This is a genomic window from Rhodococcus sp. BP-160 (assembly GCF_019836205.1).
Lineage (GTDB): Bacteria > Actinomycetota > Actinomycetes > Mycobacteriales > Mycobacteriaceae > Rhodococcoides.
In genome coordinates, this window is record NZ_JABUEK010000003.1 from 684728 (window position 1) to 707515 (window position 22788).

25 protein-coding genes are annotated in these 22788 nt (G+C 68.2%); 14 read left to right on the forward strand and 11 right to left on the reverse strand.

Annotated elements, in window-relative coordinates; all coding sequences use genetic code 11:
* Positions 1–176: 176 nt before the first annotated feature.
* Complete coding sequence (locus HQ306_RS15125) at positions 177–782, forward strand: TetR/AcrR family transcriptional regulator (protein ID WP_051613430.1); 606 nt, start codon at positions 177–179, stop codon at positions 780–782.
* Entirely contained in the window at positions 779–1987 is a 1209-nt protein-coding gene (locus HQ306_RS15130; RefSeq protein WP_222632311.1) for an acetyl-CoA C-acetyltransferase, read from the forward strand. The genes HQ306_RS15125 and HQ306_RS15130 overlap by 4 nt, the downstream gene beginning before the upstream one ends.
* Before the next feature lie 82 nt (positions 1988–2069).
* On the opposite strand, the gene HQ306_RS15135 is transcribed toward HQ306_RS15130, so the two are convergent.
* Positions 2070–3257, reverse strand: coding sequence for an AAA family ATPase (locus tag HQ306_RS15135; protein ID WP_027506071.1), 1188 nt, complete (start codon positions 3255–3257; stop codon positions 2070–2072).
* Between the two features lie 239 nt (positions 3258–3496).
* Here HQ306_RS15135 and HQ306_RS15140 point away from each other — a divergent pair, with 239 nt between their 5' ends.
* Positions 3497–3973, forward strand: a complete 477-nt coding sequence (locus HQ306_RS15140) for an alpha-isopropylmalate synthase regulatory domain-containing protein (RefSeq protein ID WP_222632312.1) — start codon at positions 3497–3499, stop codon at positions 3971–3973.
* Positions 3974–3991: 18 nt separating this feature from the next.
* Here the strand turns inward: HQ306_RS15140 and HQ306_RS15145 are convergent, their stop codons facing one another.
* A complete protein-coding gene (locus HQ306_RS15145; RefSeq protein WP_222632321.1) occupies positions 3992–4378 on the reverse strand; it encodes a MarR family winged helix-turn-helix transcriptional regulator in 387 nt (128 codons plus the stop codon).
* Between HQ306_RS15145 and HQ306_RS15150 the strand changes: the two genes are divergently transcribed.
* Complete coding sequence (locus tag HQ306_RS15150; protein WP_027506068.1) at positions 4377–5252, forward strand: alpha/beta fold hydrolase; 876 nt, start codon at positions 4377–4379, stop codon at positions 5250–5252. The genes HQ306_RS15145 and HQ306_RS15150 overlap by 2 nt on opposite strands.
* A 23-nt stretch (positions 5253–5275) precedes the next feature.
* On the opposite strand, the gene HQ306_RS15155 is transcribed toward HQ306_RS15150, so the two are convergent.
* The gene (locus HQ306_RS15155) at positions 5276–5872 is read right to left on the reverse strand and encodes a hypothetical protein (protein ID WP_222632323.1); all 597 of its coding nucleotides are present in this window, start codon (positions 5870–5872) and stop codon (positions 5276–5278) included.
* A 215-nt stretch (positions 5873–6087) separates the two neighbouring features.
* Between HQ306_RS15155 and HQ306_RS15160 the strand changes: the two genes are divergently transcribed.
* The 3 genes from HQ306_RS15160 to HQ306_RS15170 are packed head-to-tail and all read left to right on the forward strand — an operon-like array spanning position 6088 to position 9010.
* The gene (locus HQ306_RS15160; protein ID WP_027506066.1) at positions 6088–6969 is read left to right on the forward strand and encodes a metal-dependent hydrolase; all 882 of its coding nucleotides are present in this window, start codon (positions 6088–6090) and stop codon (positions 6967–6969) included.
* Complete coding sequence (locus HQ306_RS15165) at positions 6966–8042, forward strand: PDR/VanB family oxidoreductase (RefSeq protein ID WP_056441022.1); 1077 nt, start codon at positions 6966–6968, stop codon at positions 8040–8042. The genes HQ306_RS15160 and HQ306_RS15165 overlap by 4 nt, the downstream gene beginning before the upstream one ends.
* A gap of 41 nt (positions 8043–8083) precedes the next feature.
* Positions 8084–9010, forward strand: coding sequence for an alpha/beta fold hydrolase (locus tag HQ306_RS15170; RefSeq protein ID WP_056442165.1), 927 nt, complete (start codon positions 8084–8086; stop codon positions 9008–9010).
* Here HQ306_RS15170 and HQ306_RS15175 read toward each other — a convergent pair.
* Together HQ306_RS15175 and HQ306_RS15180 are read right to left on the reverse strand one after the other, a co-directional pair.
* The gene (locus HQ306_RS15175; RefSeq protein ID WP_027506063.1) at positions 8992–9372 is read right to left on the reverse strand and encodes a YchJ family metal-binding protein; all 381 of its coding nucleotides are present in this window, start codon (positions 9370–9372) and stop codon (positions 8992–8994) included. The two genes, HQ306_RS15170 and HQ306_RS15175, sit on opposite strands and share 19 nt — an antisense overlap.
* Before the next feature lie 11 nt (positions 9373–9383).
* Positions 9384–9983: a TetR/AcrR family transcriptional regulator gene (locus HQ306_RS15180; RefSeq protein WP_027506062.1), complete on the reverse strand. Its 600-nt coding sequence runs from the start codon at positions 9981–9983 to the stop codon at positions 9384–9386.
* A gap of 63 nt (positions 9984–10046) precedes the next feature.
* On the opposite strand from HQ306_RS15180, the gene HQ306_RS15185 reads away from it, so the two are divergent.
* On the forward strand, positions 10047–10622 hold the full coding sequence (locus tag HQ306_RS15185) for a hypothetical protein (protein ID WP_027506061.1): 576 nt from the start codon (positions 10047–10049) through the stop codon (positions 10620–10622).
* Here the strand turns inward: HQ306_RS15185 and HQ306_RS15190 are convergent.
* The gene (locus tag HQ306_RS15190) at positions 10594–11583 is read right to left on the reverse strand and encodes a malate dehydrogenase (protein WP_027506060.1); all 990 of its coding nucleotides are present in this window, start codon (positions 11581–11583) and stop codon (positions 10594–10596) included. The genes HQ306_RS15185 and HQ306_RS15190 overlap by 29 nt on opposite strands.
* 188 nt (positions 11584–11771) lie before the next feature.
* Between HQ306_RS15190 and HQ306_RS15195 the strand changes: the two genes are divergently transcribed.
* Positions 11772–12470, forward strand: a complete 699-nt coding sequence (locus HQ306_RS15195) for a FadR/GntR family transcriptional regulator (RefSeq protein ID WP_056441016.1) — start codon at positions 11772–11774, stop codon at positions 12468–12470.
* A gap of 286 nt (positions 12471–12756) precedes the next feature.
* A complete protein-coding gene (locus tag HQ306_RS15200; protein WP_373425307.1) occupies positions 12757–14190 on the forward strand; it encodes a stealth family protein in 1434 nt (477 codons plus the stop codon).
* A 35-nt stretch (positions 14191–14225) separates the two neighbouring features.
* On the opposite strand, the gene HQ306_RS15205 is transcribed toward HQ306_RS15200, so the two are convergent.
* Complete coding sequence (locus tag HQ306_RS15205; protein WP_027506057.1) at positions 14226–15149, reverse strand: phosphodiesterase; 924 nt, start codon at positions 15147–15149, stop codon at positions 14226–14228.
* A 148-nt stretch (positions 15150–15297) separates the two neighbouring features.
* Here HQ306_RS15205 and HQ306_RS15210 point away from each other — a divergent pair, with 148 nt between their 5' ends.
* Positions 15298–15507 (forward strand): heavy-metal-associated domain-containing protein, encoded by a 210-nt coding sequence (locus HQ306_RS15210; RefSeq protein ID WP_222632333.1) that lies wholly within the window; start codon positions 15298–15300, stop codon positions 15505–15507.
* Positions 15504–17738 carry a heavy metal translocating P-type ATPase gene (locus tag HQ306_RS15215; protein ID WP_308115520.1) on the forward strand — a complete coding sequence of 745 codons (2235 nt, stop codon included), beginning with the start codon at positions 15504–15506 and terminating at the stop codon, positions 17736–17738. The genes HQ306_RS15210 and HQ306_RS15215 overlap by 4 nt, the downstream gene beginning before the upstream one ends.
* A gap of 1 nt (position 17739) precedes the next feature.
* Here the strand turns inward: HQ306_RS15215 and HQ306_RS15220 are convergent, their stop codons facing one another.
* Positions 17740–18150, reverse strand: coding sequence for a DoxX family protein (locus tag HQ306_RS15220; RefSeq protein ID WP_222632335.1), 411 nt, complete (start codon positions 18148–18150; stop codon positions 17740–17742).
* A 91-nt stretch (positions 18151–18241) separates the two neighbouring features.
* On the opposite strand from HQ306_RS15220, the gene HQ306_RS15225 reads away from it, so the two are divergent.
* The gene (locus tag HQ306_RS15225) at positions 18242–19222 is read left to right on the forward strand and encodes a sigma-70 family RNA polymerase sigma factor (protein WP_056441007.1); all 981 of its coding nucleotides are present in this window, start codon (positions 18242–18244) and stop codon (positions 19220–19222) included.
* A 21-nt stretch (positions 19223–19243) separates the two neighbouring features.
* On the opposite strand, the gene HQ306_RS15230 is transcribed toward HQ306_RS15225, so the two are convergent.
* Complete coding sequence (locus HQ306_RS15230) at positions 19244–19669, reverse strand: VOC family protein (protein ID WP_027506052.1); 426 nt, start codon at positions 19667–19669, stop codon at positions 19244–19246.
* A 107-nt stretch (positions 19670–19776) separates the two neighbouring features.
* Positions 19777–20769 carry an LLM class flavin-dependent oxidoreductase gene (locus HQ306_RS15235; RefSeq protein WP_222632338.1) on the reverse strand — a complete coding sequence of 331 codons (993 nt, stop codon included), beginning with the start codon at positions 20767–20769 and terminating at the stop codon, positions 19777–19779.
* Between the two features lie 292 nt (positions 20770–21061).
* On the opposite strand from HQ306_RS15235, the gene HQ306_RS15240 reads away from it, so the two are divergent.
* The gene (locus HQ306_RS15240) at positions 21062–21430 is read left to right on the forward strand and encodes an Lsr2 family protein (protein WP_222632680.1); all 369 of its coding nucleotides are present in this window, start codon (positions 21062–21064) and stop codon (positions 21428–21430) included.
* Between the two features lie 19 nt (positions 21431–21449).
* Here the strand turns inward: HQ306_RS15240 and HQ306_RS15245 are convergent, their stop codons facing one another.
* A complete protein-coding gene (locus HQ306_RS15245; protein ID WP_308115521.1) occupies positions 21450–22688 on the reverse strand; it encodes an APC family permease in 1239 nt (412 codons plus the stop codon).
* Positions 22689–22788 lie beyond the last annotated feature (100 nt).

Consider the following 22788-nt stretch of genomic DNA (forward strand, 5'->3'; position numbering starts at 1 on the left):
GAATGTACCGCCGCCGACGGGCGCGCATCGCGGAAATCCCGCGAAGAGAGCGCGGTCACCAAGTGAATGGTCACTAACCGAATACGGTAAACTGGCTGCTCGCGACCGACGACAGGTGGGAGGCCCGGGTGGTGAACCGTATCGCGGCGGGCTCCGCGTCCACCGAACGTTCACGGATGAAGGCCGAGCGCCGCAGCGCACTGGTCGACGCCGCCGCCGTCCTCGTCGCGGAGCGCGGGTACCACGGTCTACGACTCGAGGACCTCGGCGCCGCGGTGGGGATCAGCGGTCCCGCCGTATATCGCCACTTTCCGAACAAGGAAGCCGTCCTCGTCGAACTGCTGGTGGGAATCTCCGAGTACCTTCACGCCGGTGGGGAAGAGGTCCTGGCGCGACGGTCGGCACCGCTGCCGACGCTGCACGAACTGGTCGCGTTCCACCTCGACTTCGCCATGACCTCGCCGCGCCTCATCGAGATCCAGTTCCGCGATCTCGCGAACCTGCCGACCGACGCCCAGCGTTCGGTGCGCTCGCTGCAGCGCCGCTACGTCGAGATCTGGGTCCGCACCCTGCGGGAACTGGACTCGGACTGCTCCGAGGACGACGCTCGCGTCCAGGCTCACGCGGCGTTCGGTCTGCTCAACTCCACTCCGCAGTCGATGGGCCGCGTGCCCGCGTCGCTGCTCCGACACCGTTTGTCCACCATGGCTCTGACCGCTCTGGGGATCGACCCCGCCGCATCCACCATCACATCTGCCCCCACCAGTGAGGAAACAGCATGACCGCACCTTCCGGCACCACGTCCGTCATCGTGGCCGGCGCCCGCACTCCCATCGGCCGTCTGCTCGGATCGCTGTCGACCCTCTCCGGCTCGGACCTCGGCGGCGTCGCCATCGCCGGCGCCCTCGAGAAGGCCGGTATCAGCGGTGACCAGGTCCAGTACGTCATCATGGGCCAGGTCCTCACCGCCGGCGCGGGCCAGATTCCCGCACGCCAGGCCGCCCACGCCGGCGGCATCCCCCTCAGCGTTCCCGCCCTGACCATCAACAAGGTGTGCCTGTCCGGTGTCGACGCCATCGCCCTCGCCGACCAGATGATCCGCGCCGGAGAGTTCGACATCGTCGTCGCCGGCGGCCAGGAATCGATGTCCCTCGCCCCGCACATGCTCGAGAAGAGCCGCAGCGGATTCAAGTACGGCGACGTCACCATGAAGGACCACATGGCCTACGACGGCCTGTACGACATCTTCACCGACCAGGCCATGGGCGCCCTCACCGAGGACCGCAACGCCGACACCCGCTTCGTCACCCGCGAGGAGCAGGACGCCTTCGCCGCCGCGTCGCACCAGCGCGCCGCCGCAGCCTGGAAGAACGGCGTCTTCGACGACGAGGTCGTTCCCGTCAGCATCCCGCAGCGCAAAGGTGACCCAGTCGTCGTCACCAGCGACGAGGGCATCCGCGCCGACACCACCACCGAGAGCCTCGCCAAGCTCCGCCCGTCGTTCGACAGGAACGGCACCATCACCGCCGGCTCCGCCTCGCAGATCTCCGACGGCGCCGCCGCCGTCGTCGTCATGAGCCGCGCCAAGGCCGAGGAACTCGGACTGACCTGGCTCGCCGAGATCGGCGCCCACGGCGTCGTCGCCGGACCCGACTCCTCGCTCCAGTCCCAGCCCGCCAACGCCATCACCACCGCCTGCGCCAAGGAGGGCATCGCCCCGACCGACCTCGACCTCGTCGAGATCAACGAGGCGTTCGCCGCCGTCGGCATCGTCTCCACCCGCGAACTGGGCATCGACCCCGAGAAGGTCAACGTCAACGGCGGCGCCATCGCCATCGGTCACCCCCTCGGCGCCTCCGGCGCCCGCATCGCCCTGCACCTCGCACTGGAGCTGCAGCGACGCGGCGGCGGAGTCGGCGCCGCAGCACTGTGCGGTGGCGGTGGACAGGGCGACGCCCTCATCCTGCGGGTCCCCGCAGCCGAGTAGCCGGCGCACACCTTCCAGCCACCCACACCCCGAGCGGCCTGCTGCAAGGGGTGTCGACACATCGAAAGCGTGCAGGTCGGCGCTAGTCGGCCTGCGCCCTCAGGTACCGCCCGAAGTGGGGGACGGTGAAGCCGATCGACCCGCGCTCGGCGGAGTAGATCAGTCCCTTCTTGATCAACCCGTCGCGTGCGGGGGACAGCGACGCCGGTTTCCGGCCGAGTTCCACGGCGATCTTCGACGTGGAGACGGGACCGTCGTCGCCGGACAGGTCGGCCATCGCTCGCATGTACTCGCGTTCGGCGGGAGTTGCTCTCTCGTAACGGGATCCGAAGAACCCGACGGCCAGCTCGTCCTCGGCCGTCGGTGCTGCGACCCGCACGTCGTGGACCGTGATCGGGCTGTCCGCGGCCAGATCCCACGTCGCCTTGCCGTACGCCTGAACGAAGTAGGGGTACCCGTCCGCGGCCTCGTACAGCGCGTCGAGTGCCTCGCTCGTGTACTCGACGTCCTCCCGCTCGGCCGGTGCGATGAGGGCGCGGTCCGCCGAAGCGCGGTCCAGGCGGTCGATGCGGTGGTAGCTGAACAGTCGCTCGGAGTAGCTCTTCGACGCGGACAGCACCGCAGGCAGGTGGGGAAGACCGGCGCCGACGACGATCAGCGGCGCCGCGTCCTGGCTCAGTTCGTGGCACGCGCCGCAGATCGCGGAGATGTCCTCCGCCGCGAGATCCTGCATCTCGTCGATGAAGATGGCGATACCGACGCCGACGTCCCGAGCCAGCGACGCGGCGTCGAGCAGCAGTTCGACCAGGTCGATCTCGATGTCACCGGTGTCCGCGCGCCCCTTGAGAGCGGGCGCGTCGATGCCGGGCTGCCACTTGTCCCGCATGCCCTTGTCTGCGGACGCACGAAGAGCGAAGGACTTCAGCACACCGAGGAACTGGTCCACGCGTTCGGGATCGCGATGCGCCACCGCGATTTCCCGCACTGCCATGTGCAGCGCCGACGACAGCGGTCGCCGCAGGTCCTGGTCGGGGCGGGCCTCGATCTTCCCGGTTCCCCACTTCCGCGAGATCGCCGCTGATCGCAGGTGGTTCAGCAGCACCGTCTTGCCGACGCCGCGCAACCCGGTGAGCACGACACTGCGTTCGGGCCGACCGCGCGCGATGCGCTCGAGCACCACGTCGAACGCGTCGAGTTGCTTGGACCTGCCGGCGAGCTCGGGTGGCCGCTGGCCGGCGCCGGGTGCGTACGGATTGCGAACGGGGTCCATGGCGTGACGGTAGCAACGTCGGTAGCGTTCTCTGCCCTTCTCTAGCGCGTGTCCTAGAACCGAACAGAGAGCAATCGAGAACCGGACCCTTGCCTGTGACGCCGCGACGCAGCTACTCTGGGGCCGTGTCGCGCATTCTCGTAGTTCACCGCAGCGGGGTCTGATCTCGGACCGACCCCCCGCTGCGGGTCGAACGAGCGCCCGTCGGTCCTTCCTCTCACCGGAAAGACCCCAGCGACATGAGCACCAGCGCACATTCCCTCACCGGACACTTCTCACACAGTTCCGCTGCCATTCACGCCTCGTCGGCTCTGCCGCACGGGTTGCGCGCGGAGGCTGACGGCATGTCCTTCGCGGAGTTCGTCCACACCTACTCGCCCACCTCCGGCCCCATCCGGCTCGGTTCCGCAGAGTGCGCGCCGAAGGGTGCGGGCAGGTTCGAGTTCACGGCCACCCTCGCCATCGGCGACACCATCCGCAGTTCGTCGATCGTCTGCCACGGGCCCGCCGAGGCCATGACGTCGATGCTCTACGACGCCGGCGTCAACCTCGAGATCTTGTCGTTCCACCAGCAGATCACCGAGACGGGATACGTCACCTACATCCGCGGACAGCAGGATCACCGCACCGCGTGGGCCATGGGAACGGGCTCGGATTCGACAGAGTCGACCGCCAAAGCCCTTGTCGCTGCGGCTAATCGGATGCAGAACCAGTAGTCGGCGATCACACCGCTCTCACGAGCCCGGCGCAGTCGATCTGACGGCTGCCAGCATCGCGGACTGATACCGACGGATGGTTGCTCGGTCGTCGTCCGACAACTCGGAGAGTTGCGTGGCCGCCCTGAGGATCAGCGGGCCGAAGAATTCTGTGCCCAGTCGCTCTGCCTTGTCGGTGACCCGCAGGGCCACCTTGCGGCGGTCACCGACGACCGACTGCCGTTCGACGTGGCCGGCGAGTTCGAGCCTGTCGACGAGTGCCGTCGCGGTCGCCGAGGTGATTCCCAGCTGCGTCCGCAGCCAGGACGGAGTAGCCGTTCGACCGGCACGAGCAGCATCGAGAAGAACGATCAATGCCCGCACGTCGGTGCTGTGCACGACCATCGAGACAACGGGGTGCCGCATGACAGACGCGATGCAGACGTTCCATCGATCGCCCGAGGGGCGGGAGTTCGCTGCGGCCTACGACCGCGTACTCGGGACGTGGCCGGCGGAAACGACCACGACGATGGTGCCGACACGATTCGGCGACACCCATGTCACCTCGGCCGGTCCCACCGACGGTCGCCCTGTCGTACTGCTCCCCGGATCCGGGGCTACCTCGATGGCCTGGACCGGCCAGGCGACCGAACTGAGTCGTCGCCACCGAGTGGTCGCGGTGGACATTCTCGGTGACGTGGGGCGATCGGTTCCGGCGGGTGAACCCGCGAGGAACGTCGACGACCTCATGCTGTGGTTGGACGATGTGTTCGCCGGGTCGGCACTGCGGCGACCGTCGATTCTCGCTCACTCGTACGGCGCGATGATCGCTCTGGCGTTCGCGCTCCGTCGGCCGGCCGACGTCGACCGCCTCGTCCTGCTCGATCCGAATTCGTGCTTCGCCGGCATGCGCGCCGCCTACCTGGCTCATGCGTTACCGCTCCTGCTGCGACCGTCGGAAGAGCGACAGAGACGATTCACGGCGTGGGAGACGGGCGACGCAGTTCTCGACGCCGACCTGTCCCGACTGTCCGAACTCGGAACAGCCCATCACCCTCGTCGTCGGCCCATCGTTCCGAGGCGGCCGAGTTCTTCGGCGCTGCACTCGCTCCAGGCGACCACGACGGTCGTTCTCGCCGGGTCCAGCCGGATTCACGACAGTGCTGCGGTGCGAGATCGCATCCAGAAGAACTGGCCGTCGATCAGTACCCGAATCCTCGACGGCGCCACCCATCACACGTTCCCGGACTCACCGAGAGCAGAACTCGGCGTCGCGATTCACGACGCTCTGACGAGGTAGCGACAGCCGTCTGCACACGTCCGTCAGGACAGGAATCGCGCGATCGCGTCGTCCCACTCCCGGTCCCGACGACGGTCGTAGACGCGGGCGAAGACGCTGCGCACGATCACGAGCACGATCGCCACGAGCGCGAGAAGCGCTGCGGCGCCGAAGATGCTGACCACCACGACGTCGACCCCGGTGGGCGGGGGTGCGATGCGACGACCGTCCCCGTCGACGGTGATGGTCACCTCGGTACCCGACGGACTCTGCGCCGCAACAGGAACCGACCCGACGTGCTTCACGCCGTCGGAGGACCAGGTCGCGGGAGCCAACACGGTGGGAGTGACCGCCGCGAATTCGTCCGACGCCACCGGCGCCACGGCGTCCGCGGTGGTCGTGGCGAGCACCGACGAGGACGACGTCACGGCGTCGGCCGCCATGGTCTGCTGATCGTGGTAGAGGCTGACGCCCATCACGGCGACGAACGGGACGGCGAGCAGGAACAGCGTCACGAGAAGACGGTGCAGTCGAGCCTCCGCGCGGTCGACGCCTCGAACGAGCGGATTGCGCGGTGTGCGCGCCACGGGCCGCCGAGTGTCGTCGGTCCCGCGCTCCGCCCTCTTGGAATTGTCCGCCATCGTCTCGTGTCCTGCCTGCGTCACGGACCCCGTGCGCCGTGACGGCGGCGGGTGTCCTGCGTGTCCGACCTTCCGTCCAGCGTCCGCGCAGCGTGTGACCTCGGCAAGGTCGTTCGCGTCACGTCACATGTGTTCTCGCTTACCCGAGGTGCTTTACTGTTACCAGTTGTCATACTAAGATTTGTGTGAACGAAGCCACACCGGAAGGACCCGACATGACCGCCGATGCCGACAATCTCGTGTTGCAGGCGCGCGACGTGCACTTCGACTGGGACGACCTGCCGATGCACTGGATCCCGGGTGAGCCGTTCTCCACACACGCGCTCAACGTGCTGCACCTGCTCCTCCCCGCCGGGGAGGAATGGTTCGTCGAGACGTTCCGACAGGCGCTCCCGTTCATCGAGGACGAGAAGCTCCGCGAGGACGTCATCGGGTTCATCGGCCAGGAGGCCATGCACTCGTCGGCGCACTCCGGTGTCCTCGAGCACCTGCAGCGCAGCGGACTCGATCCGACGCCGTTCACCGACCAGATGAACTGGGTCTTCGGCAAGGTCATCGGGCCTCGACCCATCACCAGCAGCCGCGAGAAGAACTACCTCGTCGAGCGCCTGGCGATCATCGCGGCCATCGAGCACATCACCGCGTTTCTCGGCGACTGGGTGCTGAACGCCGAGGGGCTCGACCGGGCCAACATCCACCCGACCATGCTCGACCTGCTGAGATGGCACGGGTCCGAGGAGGTCGAGCACCGCTCTGTCGCCTACGAGACGATGCGCTACTTCGATCGCCGCGAGGTCCGACGCCTTCGCACCCAGGCACTCGCGGCACCGCTGCTGGTCTACCTGTGGATCCGCGGAACCCGCTTCCTCATGCAGAACGATCCGCTTCTCGCCGACGGGCCGGCGTCCCGGCGCCGTCCCACGCCACTCGCCTGGCGCCGCGCGGCGAAGAAGGGCACCGTGCCGGGGCCTGTCGATCTCGGCCTGCGGCTCTCGCGCTACTTCCGTCGCAGCTACCACCCCAGCCAGGAGGGCTCGACGGCGCAAGCCGTCGCCTATCTGGCCTCCTCGCCCGCGGCGCGGGCAGCGTCGCGATGATCGACGCACCACGCGACCTCCGCGGACGACCTCGGGGCGACCGGGCCCTCGGCCTGATCGGCCTGGTCGTCGGCAACTACCTCGGTGCGATGTCGCGTGTCCCCTACGACCCTCGGGTGGCCCTGCGTCCCCCGGACACCGCGGCCACACTGACGGTCGCGAGTGTCACGCCGGTGACCAGCGACGGCGATGTCGCGCAGATCGATCTCGTCGACGCGGGCGGATCGTCCCTGCCGGCCTGGCAGCCGGGCTGCCACATCGACGTGCACCTGGAGGGTGACGCGACGTCGGGACCGCTCCGGCGGCAGTACTCGCTGTGCGGCGACCCCGCCGACACGACGCGGTACCGCATCGCCGTCCGACGCATCGGCACCGTCTCGGAGCGGATGCACGCCCTGCGCCCCGGCGACACGGTGACGGTGCGCGGTCCCCGCAACGCCTTCCTGTTCGCGCAGGAACGCTCGGTGCACTTCGTCGCCGGCGGCATCGGCATCACCCCGATCCTGCCGATGGTCCGCGCCGCTCGCGATCTCGGCCTGGACTGGACCTTCGTCTACTGCGGACGCTCCCGCGAGAGCATGCCCTTTCTCGACGAGATCGAGAGCTGGAATTCGCCGCGTGTCGCCGTCCGCACCGACGTCGAGGACGGACTGCCCACTGTCACGGACCTTCTGGGTCCGGCCGCCCGTGGCGGCGCGGTGTACTGCTGTGGACCGACGCCGATGCTGAACACCGTGCGCACGTCGTTCGCGGGCTGCGGCGCGTCTGCTCTGCACTTCGAACGTTTCGGGGCCCCACCCGTGGTGGGCGGTCGGCCGTTCACGGTCACACTCGCGAGAAGCGGTCGCACGCTGACAGTTCCCGCCGACAGGTCTGCACTGTCCGTCATCGTGGACGAGGACCCGACAGTCGCGTACTCGTGTCGCCAAGGCTTCTGCGGCACCTGCAAGGTGCGTGTTCTCGCGGGGACGCCCGAGCACCGCGAGACTCGACTGAGTCCCACCGAGCAGCAGGAACACATGCTGCCGTGCGTGTCTCGGGCAGACTCCGACCACCTCACGCTCGACGTCTGATGTCCCCTGCACACCCCACGTCCACCGATTCCGGAGCGTCCATGACCGTCACCCGCCCGTTCGAGTCCGAGCGCTCCACCGTGCGGAACGGTGACGTCGAGCTCGCCGTGTACACCGCCGGCGTGTCCGACGGCCCCACTCTCGTGCTGGTGCACGGGTGGCCGGACAACCACACCCTCTGGAACCACGTCGTTGGACTGCTCGCCGACCGCTACCGCGTCGTCACCTACGACTCACGCGGCGCCGGTGACTCCACGGTCCCCGCACGGACCCGCGGGTACCGACTCGACGCGATGGCCTCCGATCTGCGAGCGGTGATCGACGCGGTCAGTCCCGACGCCCCGGTCCACGTGCTCGGTCACGACTGGGGCGCGGTGGAGGCCTGGGAGCTCGTCGCCGAAGCCGATGCGCCGCTCCGCATCTCGTCCTACACGTCCGTGTCGGGACCCAACCTCGACCACCTCGCACTGTGGGCCCGCTCGCGACTACGCAGGCCCACACCGCGCAACCTGGCACAGGTGTTCGCCCAGACGAGAGCGTCCTGGTACACGGTCACCTTCCACGTCCCGCCGTTGGCTCGGGTGCGGATGTACCGCATGAAGCGCAAGGGCTGGACCCAGTTCATCGGCGAGTTCTCCGACGTCCCCGCCGCGATGGTGGAGGAGTCACCGACACTTCTCGACGACGCGTGGAACGGCCTGCGCATCTATCGAGCAAATCTTCTGCCGCGCTTCACCTCTCCGCGGCGTCGGTACGTCACCGTGCCCGTGCATCTGATCGTCAACACCCGTGACGCGGCGGTGCGTCCGTTCCACTACGAGGACACGCCGCGCTGGGTGGCCGACCTGTCGCGAACCGATCTCGATGCAGGACACTGGTCGCCGCTGTCGCATCCGTGGGACATCGCGCGCATCACGTCCGAGTTCGTCGACGGCATCGAGTCGCGGCGTCAGACCGCGTCGACGTAGACCCAGGCTCCATCGCAGCGGGAGAACGTGCTGTTCTCCCGCTGCGAACCCGGTCGCCGGGCACCCGCGTCACGGAAGTGAGCCACGAACTCGACCGTGCCCGTGGTGTGCAGCATGCCGCCTCCGGTGGTGCCCAGGATCTCGAGCCCGGTCCACCGGCGGCGGTCGTCGAGGTCGAGCGCCGACGGTCGAGTATCGGGATGCCATGTGCGCAGCAGATACTCGGCGTCGAGCACCGTGAAGGCGGTGTACCGGGAGCGCATGAGCCGCTCGGCGGTCGGCGCACCGATCCGTCCCTCGAGCAAGGGTCCACAGCACTCGGACATCGGTAGGGGAGTGCCGCACGGGCAGGTGTCGGGCATGGCTGTAGACCCTACGGCCCTCGCAGCGAGTCGAGATGTGCCGCCAGCTCCGCCTCGGCCCACGCGCGGTTCTCGTCGTGTGGCGCGTGGACCAGGTGCAGCGCGAGTCCGTCCAGGAATGCATGAAGTCGACGCGCCTCGTCGGGTACCCGGTCGGACAGTGACGCGTAGTCGGTGTCGTTCTCGGCGAGTAGGTTCACCAGTCGCCTGCACCCCGCGGCCAGGTACTGGTGCGCCCGGTCGTAGGCGACGCGCATCGCGGCGTTCGTGAAGGCGAGAGCGCCCAGCGACATCTGCACCTCCATCTCGAGGCGACTCTCGTCGGTGAGCGGCAACAACTCTCGCAGGCTCGCCTCGCAGTACTCGCGGGGTGACAGCTGCGGGTCGATGCGCTCCAGGCGTTCGACGACGCGTTCGGCTGCGTGTTCGAGGCAGAACGCTCGCAGGTCGTCCTGAGTGGGAAAGGAGCGACGGAGGGAGGCCGTCGCCAGCCCGGCCTCCTCGGCCACGTTGCGCACCGACAGATCGAGCAGGCCGTCTCGACCGATGATGCGCCAGGCGGCGTCGGCGACGTCGCGTCGCCGCTGGTCGTGATCGATCAGTTTCGGCACTCCCTGAATGTACACAGTTGTGCTACTTTGTTGTGAACACGATCGTACCAACAAGGAGCGCTCATGGTTCTGGCAGTCATCGTCGCGTGCGAGATCGGATTCTGGGTGGCCATCGCCGCCGGCCTCACGCTCCGGTACGGCGCACGGCGACCTCGTGCCGGTGCCGTGGTTCTGGCCTGCGCCCCGGTCGTCGATCTCGTCCTGCTCTGCGCCACCGTCATCGACCTGCGGTCGGGCAGTACCGCCACGTGGCATCACGCGCTGGCCGCTGCCTACATCGGCTTCTCGATCGCGTACGGACACCGCATGATTCGCTGGGCAGACGTGCGAGTGGCCCACCACTTCCGCGGCGGGCCCGCGCCGGTTCGTCTCCACGGCGCTGCCTATGCGAGAGCGTGCTGGGCGGACGTGGTCAGAACCCTGATCGCCGTGGCCGTCACCGTCGGGCTGCTCGCCGGCCTCGTCGCGCTGGTCGGGTCTCCCGAGCGAACCGAGGCGCTGACGGCCTTCATGCCCGTGCCCCTCGTCGTGCTCGCCGTCGACGTCGTCGCCGCGATCACCTACACGGTGTGGCCACGACAGCCTCGACGGCGGGACATGGACGGTCGAGTCAGTTCGGCAGCATCCCGAGTCTCGTGACAGCCTCGCGCTCGGCCTGCAGTTCCGCGACGGATGCGTCGATACGGCGCCGGGAGAACTCGCCGATCTCGAGGCCCTCCACGATCTGCCAGGCGCCGCCGGAGGACCGCACGGGGAACGAGGACACCAGTCCCTCGGGCACGCCGTACGCACCCGTCGACGGGAGTGCGACGGATGTCCAGTCGTCGGCGGGAGTGCCCAGGACCCAGTCGCGCACATGATCGATGGTGGCGTTCGCCGCGGAGGCAGCGGACGACGCACCGCGCGCCTCGATGATCGCGGTACCGCGGCGCGCCACCGTCGGCACGAAGACGTCCTCGAGCCAGGTGGTGTCCGCGGCGAACTCGGCGCCCGACCGGTCACCGACCCGCGCGTGGAAGATGTCCGGGTACTGCGTGGCGGAATGGTTGCCCCAGATGCTGACCCGCGAGATCTCACCCACCGGGACGTCCGCACGAGCGGACAGTTGCGCGACGGCGCGGTTGTGATCGAGCCGGGTCAGCGCGGTGAACCTGTCTGCGGGAATGCTGGGTGCGTGCGCCGCGGCGATGGCCGCGTTGGTGTTGGCGGGATTGCCCACGACGACCACCCGGATGTCGGACGCGGCGCCCGCCTCGAGAGCGGCGCCCTGCGGCCCGAAGATCGACCCGTTGGCCTCGAGCAGGTCGGCGCGCTCCATCCCCGCGGTACGAGGGCGAGCGCCGATCAGCAGCGCGACGTTCGCGCCGTCGAAGGCGTCGACCGGATCGTCGTGGATCTCCACCGACCGCAGCAGGGGGAACGCACTGTCGTGCAGTTCCATGGCCGTGCCCTCGGCTGCGCGCAGTGCCGGCGGGATCTCCAGAAGCCGCAACGTGACGGACGTGTCCGGACCGAGCATCGCACCCGATGCGATGCGGAACAGTGCCGCGTAGCCGATGCTGCCGGCCGCGCCTGTGACGGTGACGATGCTGTGAGCCATGTGAACTCCTTCGTTCCCCTCGACCGTAGATCCGGCAGTCGACCGAGTGCACGGATGTGTGTCGGACAGCACCCGATCACCGTTCCATCGGGATCTCTCTCGCTCTCTAGCACTGCGACTAGATACATGAATATCGTCCTGTGCACGTCCGATTTGCCTGACCACCATTCCTCGTTCACAGTGACGCCATGACCCTGTCGGACAGTTGGGCCAGCAAACAGGCCACGGTGACGCGCGTGGGGGCGGCCGAGGCCGTCCTGCGCGAGCTGCGTTCGGCGATCGAGAGCGGCGAACTCGAGGTCGGCACCAAGCTCCCGTCCGAGGCCGCTCTCGCGACGCGCTTCGGCGTGAGCCGGTCGGTGGTTCGCGAGGCACTGCGCTCGACCACGGCTCTCGGACTGACGGAGACGCACACCGGCAAGGGAACGTTCGTCCTGGCGAAGACCGTCGAGACCGACAGAGTCTTCGGCAACCATTCCGTCGATTCCCTGCGCGAGGCCCGCCCGCACATCGAGATTCCTGCCGCCGCACTCGCTGCCGAACGGCGGACACCGGAGCAGATGGACGCGATCCGCAGCCTGTTGAATCGGATGATCGCCGAGAACGATCCCAAGGAGTGGGTCCGTCTCGACGCGGAGTTCCATCTGCTCATCGCGACCGCGAGCGGCAACGACGTCTTCGCCGCCGTCATCACCGAGATCCGCGAGGCCCTGTCGCAGCAGTCCGAGATGGTGAACCTGCTGCCCGACCGTCGGCACCGGTCCAACGTCGAGCACGAGAGCATCGTCGACGCCATCGACTCGGGGTCCGGCGAGGCCGCGTCCGAGGCGATGAGCCGACACCTGACGCACGTGCAGGACGCACTCGGCCAGCTTCGCGGCCGATGACTCCCGTGGTCCGGACCCACCCTCGGCATCACTTAGAATGAGCAGGTCACAGCGCCGTACAGGCTCGCCCACCAGCACGTCGGGAAGGTCCACCATCACACAGCCGCCAGCCCTGCAGAACGTCGAGACGCCCGATGTCTACCTCGTCCCGCCCGACAGCGGCGAGATAGAGCGGGCGCGCGTCGCGTCCGCGGCGTCCCGACATCGGTTGACCGAGCGCTCCGACATCGTGTGGGTCAAGGACAAGTTCACACTGTCCATCACCACCACGACGCCCCACGAGGCGATGGTGGAGGACCTCCTGTTCGTCCGCGATGTGCTGGACGCGACCGCGATCGAGTACCTGCTCGTCCGCGGCAACGACGAGCGGCCCGTCATCGCCATCGACAGGCACGACAGGCCGACGTTGCGCGACGCCCTGGTCGCGGCCTGCGCGGACGAGCCGTTCTACTCCAAGCCGATGGACGTCAAGGGATCCCCGGCCCTGCTCATCGCGGACGGACTCCTGGCGTCGGCCACGCAGGCGCGGATCTTCCGGTTGTTCCGCCCTCGTGCGCACCGCCCGAGCGGGCTCTTCTACGGATCCGGCAAGGGCATCCAGATCGAACTGTGGGAGTTCTCGGACGACACGATCGTTCTCCCCGTCGAGAACTCGCTGACCCGACGCACCATCCGTCAGGACGAGGCGGTGCGTGGCACGGTCGAGCGCTTCGGCCGACACTGGCCGACCATCGAGAACATGTTCGCCGACCACGCGTCGGACATCGACTTCGACATCGACCTGATCTTCTCCTGGGTCGACGGCACCGACGTGGAGTGGCAGGCGGAACGCGCGGCGATGCTGCGTGAGGTCGTCGTGGGCGAGGGCGACGATCACGAGGCCCGCTTCCGCCAGATCGACGAACTCAAGTACGCCCTGCGCTCGGTACACCTGTACGCGCCGTGGATCCGGCGCATCTTCGTCGTCACCGACTCACCGAAGCCGGGGTGGCTTGACGATCATCCCGACGTCACGTTCGTGCGCAGCGAGGAGTTCTTCACCGACACCTCCGTGCTGCCCACCTACAACTCGCAGGCCGTGGAATGCCAGCTCCACCACATCGACGGTCTCGCCGAGCACTTCCTGTACTCGAACGACGACATGTTCTTCGGCCGCCCGGTCGGTCCCCAGATGTTCTTCTCACCCGGCGGCATCAGCATGTTCGTCGAGGCGGGAACCCGGATCGGACTGGGCGCCAACGACGAGCAGCGCAGCGGATTCGAGAACGCCGCGCGGGTCAACCGTCGCCTGCTCCACGACCGATTCGGTCGCATCACCACGCGCCACCTCGAGCACGCTCCCGTGCCGCTCCGGCGCAGTGTGATGTTCGAGCTCGAGAAGGAGTTCCCCGACGAGTTCGCGGCCACGGCAGCCAGTCGATTCCGCGCGAGCTCCAACATCTCGGTGACCAACTCGCTGTACCACTACTACGCCCTGCTCACCGGCCGCGCCGTGGTGCAGACGCAGGCCTCGGTCAAGTACGTCGACACGACGATGCGCAGTGGACTGCGGGACATGGACCGCCTGCTCGCGAAGCGGTCGATGGACTTCTTCTGCCTCAACGACGGCAGCTTCCCCGAGATCGACGCCGACGAGCGCGCAGCGGCGGTGACGACGTTCCTGAGCACCTACTTCCCGGTGCCGGCGCCCTGGGAACACGCCGTCACGCCGGTCGGCTGATCGCCACAGCTACGACGGCCGGCTGATCGCCACAGCTACGACTGCCGGCTGATCGCCTTCTGGGGAGCGTCGGCGATGACGACGCCGGCATCGTGCAGGCGCTGGGCGGCCTCGTCGGCCGACACGTAGGTGCCGACGGTGTCGCCCGTCCCGATGGGCACCACCGAGTGGACCACCGTGTCCTGGTACAGATGCACCAGGTTGTAGGCCTGCGCCCCGTCGCGCCCGCGTTGCGCACCCACCGGGACGTTGAGGTCCTGGGTGTAGCAGGTTGCCGACGCCACCGACACCGGGATTCCGGCGAAGGTCGCGGACGTGGAGTAGTGCAGGTGGCCCGCGAGGATCGCCCGCACGTCGCTGCCCGCGAGCACCTCCGCGAGCGAGTCCTGGTCGCGGAGTTCCACCAACACCGCGAGATCTTGCACGCAGGGAACCGGCGGATGGTGCAGCGCGAGCACTGTGCCGTCCGGCGCCGGCATCGCCAGTTCTGCTGCGAGCCACCGCAACTGTTCCGCGGAGATCTGGCCGTAGTGGTGGCCGGGGACGGTCGAGTCCAACGTGATGACTCGCAGCCCACCGATGTCGTAGACCCTGTCCACGGGCTCGGTCGATCCGCGCTCGTCGAGCAGGCCGCGACGGAACGCCGCTCGGTCGTCGTGGTTGCCCATCGCCCAGATCACCTCGGACCCCAGGGCTGCGGCGACCGGATCGACCAGTGCGCGCAACGAGTCGTACGCGTCGGGCTCGCCCTTGTCCGCGAGATCACCCGTGAACACCAGAGCCTCCGGCCGGGCACCCGTCGCCTCGAGCTCCGCGAAGATCTGGCGAAGACGCGCCTCGCTGTCGACCGCGTCGTACAACTCGCCGGCGCCGACCAGGTGCGTGTCACTGATGTGCAGGAGGAAATGGTCCGGCCGTGGATGCTCGGCGGTGCGCCAGGTCTGCTCGACTGGCTCCATGAGTTCTCGCTTCCCAGTGCTCCCGGATCGGAGCTCGGTCACCCTGTGTGTACCGGGCTCGTCCACCCTAACCACAGGAGGTGTCGAGCCGCCGAACGCCGGGCGACACGGGGTTGACGGCATACCGTAGGGGGGTATGGTAGTTCTCATGACCACGAAGACTGTCACCGTCGCCGGAATGACCTGCCAGCACTGCGTCGCAGCGGTGACGGAGGAGGTGAGCGCCCTGCAGGGAGTCACCTCGGTCCACGTCGACCTCGAGTCCGGACGCGTCGATGTCGAGTCCGACACACCCGTCGACGACGCTGCCCTCGCAACCGCGGTGGACGAGGCCGGGTACGAGCTGGCTCAGCCGTGACCACCGGGGAGAAGGCCGCGAACATCCAGCTCGACATCGGCGGCATGACCTGTGCGTCGTGCGCCAACCGCATCGAGAAGAAGCTCAACCGCCTCGACGGTGTGACCGCGACGGTCAACTACGCCACCGAGAAGGCGAGCATCGCCACGGACGCGACCGTCGAGACCGGGGACCTCATCGGCACCGTCGAGAAGGCCGGCTACACCGCGACCGTGCACGAACCCCACCGACCGGCCGGCCCTCCCGCAGCCGAGTCCGATGTCGCCGCAGCCGAGTCCGATCCCCTGCGCACGCGTCTGCTCGTGTCGACGCTGCTGTCCGTTCCCGTCATCGCGATGGCGATGATTCCGCCGCTGCAGTTCGACAACTGGCAGTGGCTCTCGCTCACCCTCGCCGCGCCCGTCGTCGTGTGGGGCGGGCTGCCGTTCCACCGCGCCGCCGTCACCACCGCGCGGCACGGCGCGACCACCATGGACACGCTCGTGTCGGTGGGCACGCTGGCCGCCTTCGGCTGGTCGCTGTACGCGCTCTTCTTCGGCCACGCGGGCATGCCCGGCATGCGCCACGCCTTCGAGTTCACCGTCTCGCGTGGCGACGGCAGCGCGAACATCTATCTCGAGGCGGCGGCCGGCGTCACGACGTTCCTGCTCGCCGGTCGGTATCTGGAAGCGCGGTCCAAGCGCAGCGCCGGCGCCGCCCTGCGTGCGTTGCTCGAGGTCGGCTCCCGGAACGCGACCGTGCTGCGCAACGGCAGTGAGGTCAGCGTGCCCGCCGACGAGCTCGTGGTCGGAGACCGCATCGTCGTCCGACCGGGCGAGAAGATCGCCGCCGACGGCACCGTCGAAAGCGGCACGTCCGCCGTCGACGCCTCGATGATCTCCGGTGAGTCCATCCCCGTGGAGGTCGGTCCGGGCGCCACGGTCACGGGCGGGACCGTCAACGTGGGTGGCGCGCTCACCGTCGTCGCCGACCGCGTGGGCGCGGACACGCAGCTCGCGCGCATGGCCCGCATCGTGGAGGACGCGCAGAACGGCAAGGCCGAGGCGCAGCGCCTGGCCGACCGCATCTCGGGCGTCTTCGTCCCCGTCGTGATCGGTCTCGCCCTGGCCACCCTGCTGGGCTGGGTCCTCGTCAGCGGCAGCTGGTCCGCCGCGTTCACCGCATCCGTCGCGGTCCTCATCATCGCGTGCCCGTGCGCGCTGGGCCTGGCCACTCCGACAGCCCTGATGGTGGGCACCGGACGCGGCGCCCAACTCGGCGTCCTCATCAAGGGACCCGAGGTGCTCGAGCGCACCCGCCGCGTGAACACCATCGTGCTGGACAAGACGGGCACCATCACCAGCGGTGTCATGAGCGTGCAGTCCGTCGTGGGAGACGCTCGCGACGACGCGCTGCGGTTCGCCGCGGCGGCGGAGTCCGGTTCCGAGCACCCGGTCGCCCGCGCGATCGTCGACGCGTACCGGACCGCGCACGGAGAGCCCGTCGCCGCCACCGACTTCACCACCACGGCGGGACGCGGTGTCACCGCGACGGTCGACGGCCACCGCGTGGTCGTCGGACGCCCCGGCCTGGTGGGCGGCGCACTGCCCAGTGCTCTGCAGACGGCCTTCGAGGACGCCGAGGCCACCGGGGCCACCGCGGTGGTCGTCGGGTGGGACGACGAGGCCCGCGCCGTCATCGCGGTCTCCGACACCGTGAAGGAGACGTCCGCGCAGGCGGTCTCGGAGCTCCGCGCACTGGGTCTCGACCCGATCATGCTCACCGGTGACAACGAGTCCGCAGCCCGCACGGTGGCCGCCTCGGTCGGTATCGACACCGTCATCGCCGGTGTGCTGCCGGAGCAGAAGGTGGAGGCGATCCGCGAGCTGCAGGCGTCGGGCAAGGTCGTCGCCATGGTCGGTGACGGCGTCAACGATGCTGCGGCACTGGCGACGTCGGACCTCGGACTCTCGATGGGCACGGGCACCGACGTCGCGATCGAGGCCGGCGACCTCACGCTGGTGCGGGGAGATCTGCGCGTCGCGGTCGACGCGGTGCGCCTCTCGCGCGCGACCCTCCACACCATCAAGGTCAATCTCTTCTGGGCCTTCGCCTACAACGTCGCGGCGATCCCGCTCGCGGCCGCCGGACTGCTCAACCCCATGCTGGCCGGTGCCGCGATGGCGCTGTCGTCGGTCTTCGTCGTCACCAACAGCCTGCGGCTCCGATCCTTCCGGTCCTCGGTGGTGTGACTCAGCCTGCGAGCAAGGCTCGGACTCGGCCGTCACGCAGCCAGAGTCCGAGCCACGCGGCGATGCCGACGTAGATCGCGAAGAACACCGTGCTGACGAGTGGCTGGTCGGTGCGCCAGTTCGTGATCACCGCTCCACCGAGGTAGCCGGTCAACAGGACGGCACCCAGCGGCGCGGTCCGCGGAATCACGTACAGGGTCATGATCACGAGGCAGACGACGCCGATCTTCGGGGCCATGTCGACGGGGAGTCCGAGTTCGGCGGACGCGTCCTTCACCACGTCGAGGTTCAGCAGATGGATCACGGCGTCGAACAGCATGAAGACGACCACCAGCGCGCTGACGATCCATCCTGCTCGAACGGCTCCGCGGGCCGGTGCGGTGGTGGTGGCGCGGGTGAGGTGTGTGGTCATGTGACTGTCGACCTCGTGCGCCACGGAAACTCATCACGAAGCCCCGAAATTTTCCTCGGCGAGTCGTCCCTGCGAGGACTATCCTCCTCGCATGACTGCGACGCAGGAGCTCGGCAACGACTTCATGACTCTCGCGGAACCGTACCGCCGCGAGCTCCTCGCGCACTGTTACCGCATGACCGGATCCATCCACGACGCGGAGGATCTGGTGCAGGACACCCTGGTCCGAGGGTGGAAGGGGTACGCGAACTTCAAGGGCGACTCGTCGCTGCGCACGTGGCTCTACCGCATCGCCACGAACACCTGTCTCACCTCGCTCGAGGGCCGCAAGCGCCGACCGATGCCGTCGGGGCTGGGTACGCCGTCGTCCGATCCGTCGGACGAGCTGGTCGAGCGCCACGAGATCGCGTGGCTCGAGCCGGCGCCGCCGTTCGGCGATCCGGTGGACGACGACCCGGCATCGCTGATCGGCTCGCGTGAATCGGTGCGGCTCGCGTTCGTGGCCGCGTTGCAACATCTGTCCGCGCGGCAGCGAGCCGTCCTCGTACTCCGAGAGGTGTTGCAGTGGAAGGCGTCCGAGGTGGCCGAACTGCTCGGCACCTCCACTGCTGCAGTCAACAGCCTGCTGCAACGTGCGCGCGGCCAGATCGAGGCGATCATGCCCGACGAGAACTCCGTGTCCGAGCCGGAGTCGCCGGAGACGCGAGAGTTGCTGCGACGCTACGTCGAGGGATTCGAGACGTACGACATCGACGGCATCGTGAAACTCTTCGCCGCAGAGGCCGTCTGGGAGATGCCGCCGTTCACCGGGTGGTACCGCGGCCCGGCCGACATCGGCGCCCTCATCTCGACGAAGTGCCCCGCGACCGGCCCCGAGTCGATGCGGATGATGGCGACCACCGCCAACGGGCAGCCGGCCTTCGGCCTCTACATGCTCGGAGAGGACGGGGTGCACCGTCCGTTCCAGCTGCACGTCCTCGAGATCATCGACGCCCGCGTCGCGCATGTGGCGTGCTTCTTCGATCTCACGCTGTTCGATCGGTTCGGACTGCCACCGGTGTACCCGGGCTGAGCCCGGGTCACCTGCCGCGGCTCACATGTCGGGAGGCGTGGCCTCGCCCGAGGCGACGGCCGGGTCCATCCAGGTCACTTCCCACACGTGACCGTCGAGGTCGCGGAACGACCGCCCGTACATGAAGCCGTGGTCCTGCGGATCCATCCAGTCACTGCCGCCCGCGGCGAGCGCCGCGTCGGCCATGGCGTCGACGGCCTCCTTGCTGTCGGCCGACACGGCCAGCAGCATCTCGCGCGAGGTGGAGAGGTCCGCGACGTCGTCGCGGATGAAATCCTTGAAGCGCGGGACGTTCAGCAGCATCACGACGGCCTGCTCGTTGACGATCAGGCACGCGGTGTTCTCGTCGCTGAAGGTGTCGTTGAAAGAGAATCCCAGCGACGTGAAGAACGCGCGGCTCGCGGCGACGTCCTGGACGAAGGTGTTGACGAAGATCATGCCGGACATGGTGTCTCCTGGTGTGGTGTCGTCGGCCCCGGCGTCAGGGCCACTCACCACTACCGACACCGCCCGGGCGGAAAAGTCATCGCGCGGGCGGTGTCGGTCGTGCGGCGTCAGGCCGCGGTGGCGTGCAAGTGCTGCTCGGCGAGCAGGCGGTAGGAGAGCAGTCGCTCGTCGGTGTCGTCGATACCGCTGGCGACGATGACCTCGTCCGCTCGGGCGTGCGCGGCGAAACGATCGATGTAGTCCGAGGCCTCCGCCGGCGTTCCGACGGCCGAGTACTTCACCATTCCCTGAATCTGTCGGCCCGCGGGAGAGTCCATGATCATGTCGACCTCCTCCTCGGAGAAGGAACGGCCACGTCCCACCATCTGCACCACCCGGCGCCGCAGACCGGCCGTGAACAGCTCGTGCGCGCGAGCGGACGTCGGTGCGACCGTCGCGTTGACGGCGGCGATGACGTAGGGCTCGGCGAGCTGTGCGGACGGCTGGAACGTGTCCCGATAGACGGCCACGGCCTCCTCGAGCGAGTCGGGAGAGAAGTGCGACGCGTTGGCATACGGAAGGCCGAGATGTGCTGCGAGCTGAGCACCGAAGAGCGAGGATCCCAGAATGTAGAGCGGCACATCGGTTCCCGCGCCCGGCACTGCCTGTACTCCCGGAACCCGACTCGAACCCGACAGGTAGCCCTGGAGTTCGAGAACGTCCTGCGGGAAGGAATCGGCCGACGACGGGTCACGGCGCAGCGCACGCATGGTGGTCTGATCGGATCCCGGCGCTCTGCCGAGACCGAGATCGATACGGTCCGGATGGAGTGTGGCCAGCGTTCCGAATTGCTCGGCAATGGTCAGCGGAGAATGGTTCGGCAACATCACTCCACCCGATCCGAGGCGAATGGACGAGGTGTGCGCGGCCACGTGTGCGATGAGGACCGACGTCGCCGAGGACGCGATGGAGGGCATGTTGTGGTGCTCCGCGTACCAGACTCGCCGATATCCGCTCTCCTCCGCGAGGCGGGCCAACGCGACACTGGCATCGAAACTGTTTCGAGGAGTTTCACCCTCGCCGACCTGTGCGAGATCGAGTACGGACAGTGGTACGGCCACGTGCGTTCACCCTTTCGAGAAAAAGAAGACTTCTCAGGTGCGAACGCCCGCCCGGCGGAGAATATTTCCCGAGCCGCGTGACCTCGAACGACCGAACCGTGCGGTATCGAAGGACCGGCACGAGTACACGACATCGAACCGGAATTGGCGGTGACTCGCTAATCGGGCTTCGAGATGGATAAACTCTGGCGGAAGAACCGCGATGGTGGTCGGACCCACGAGTCGACGACGGCTCGATGAATCCATGTCCGGTTCGGTCGGGGAACTCATCATCGAAAGGAACCACAGCGTCATGGCGAAACAGGTCTTCGTGGAATTGGTCGACGATATCGACGGCGCACCCATCAAATCGGGTAAAGGGGAGACCATCGGTTTCTCGGTCGACGGTGTGGAGTACGAGATCGACCTCGGTGTGAAGAATGCCAAGGAGTTCCGCAAGCAACTCGATTACTGGGCCGAGCACGCCACGAAGGTGTCGTCACGTGGCAAGAAGGCCACGGCGAAGAAGGCGACCGGAACGGCGACGCAGGTCGGCTCGTCTCCGCGAGATCCTCTGCAGACCAAAGCCATTCGCGAGTGGGCGAATCAGAACGGGTACACGGTCTCGAGCCGCGGACGTATTCCGGCCGAGGTCGAAGAGGCGTACAACTCTGCCCAGTGACGTCAGGGCAGTAGTGATGTCATGACCGCAGTGCGCGCCGGCGCTGCAGCATCCACCGTCCGGCCGACCCTGCCGACAGAACCCCGATTCCGACCACCACCGCCGCCGCGGGCAGTGTGACCGCCAGCAGGACGCAGCCGCAGAGCCCGAGCATCTGCAGTGCCCGCGGCCACCGGCGATCGGAACCGGTCTGCGTGAATGCCGCGGCATTGGCCACGGCGTAATAGACGAGAACTCCGAACGACGAGAATCCGATCGCGTTCCGCACGTCGAGCGTGAGAACCACGACGACCACCACGGCGGCCACGGTGATCTCCGCGGCGCGCGGAACCGAGCGGCGCTCGTCGACGTGCGCGAGGTATCGCGGCATGTCCCCTTCCCGCGCCATCGCCATCGTGGTGCGGCCGATCCCCGCGATCAGTCCCAGCAGGGCTCCGAGAGCCGCGGCCGATGCCCCGACGCGCACCACCGGGCCCGCCCAGTGTGCCCCGACCGCGTCCATCGCCGCGGCCACCGGAGCCGTCGAGCGCGCGAGTGCGTCCGCCCCGAGAACGTGCAGCAGCATCACTGCGACGGCCGCGTAGATCACGACCGCGCACGCGAGGGCGCCGACCACGGCGCGCGGGATGGTGCGCGCCGGGTCCCGCACCTCCTCTCCGAGCGTCGCGATGCGCGCGTACCCAGCGAAGGCGAAGAACAGGATCCCCGCGGACTGCAGAACGCCCACCGGACCCGAGGTCGCCGAGAACCCGGCGCCCGTCACGGTGGACGAGCCGGTCGCACCGACGATCAGTGCCGCGACGAGCACGACGAGCACCACCGCCACGAGCACGCGCGTGACCGACGCGGTGCGGGTGATGCCCAGGCAGTTGACCGCCGCCAGCGCCACCACCGCGATCACGGCGAGCGCCCGTGCGTGCTCGGGCCACGCGTACGCGCCGAACGTCAGGGCCATAGCGGCACAACTCGCGGTCTTGCCGACCACGAAGCTCCAGCCCGCCAGGAAGCCCCACCGGTCACCGAGTCGCGCTCGCCCGTAGGCGTAGGCGCCGCCGGACGTGGGGTGCACCGCGGCGAGCTGGGCAGTCGACGTCGCGTTGCAGAACGCCACGACGGCGGCGACGGCGAGCCCGACCAGCAGCCCGCCACCCGCGGCCCCCGCGGCCGGGCCGAAGGCGGAGAACACCCCGGCGCCGACCATCGACCCCACGCCGATGACGACGGCGTCGCGCGTGGTCAGTCGTCGTTGCAGCGGCACCGACGAAGCATAGGGACCCCCGGTGAACGCCGAACGAAACCACCGCCACTTCGATGAATCATGATTAACCGAAATCGGGGAAACCGCAGACGGGCGGCCG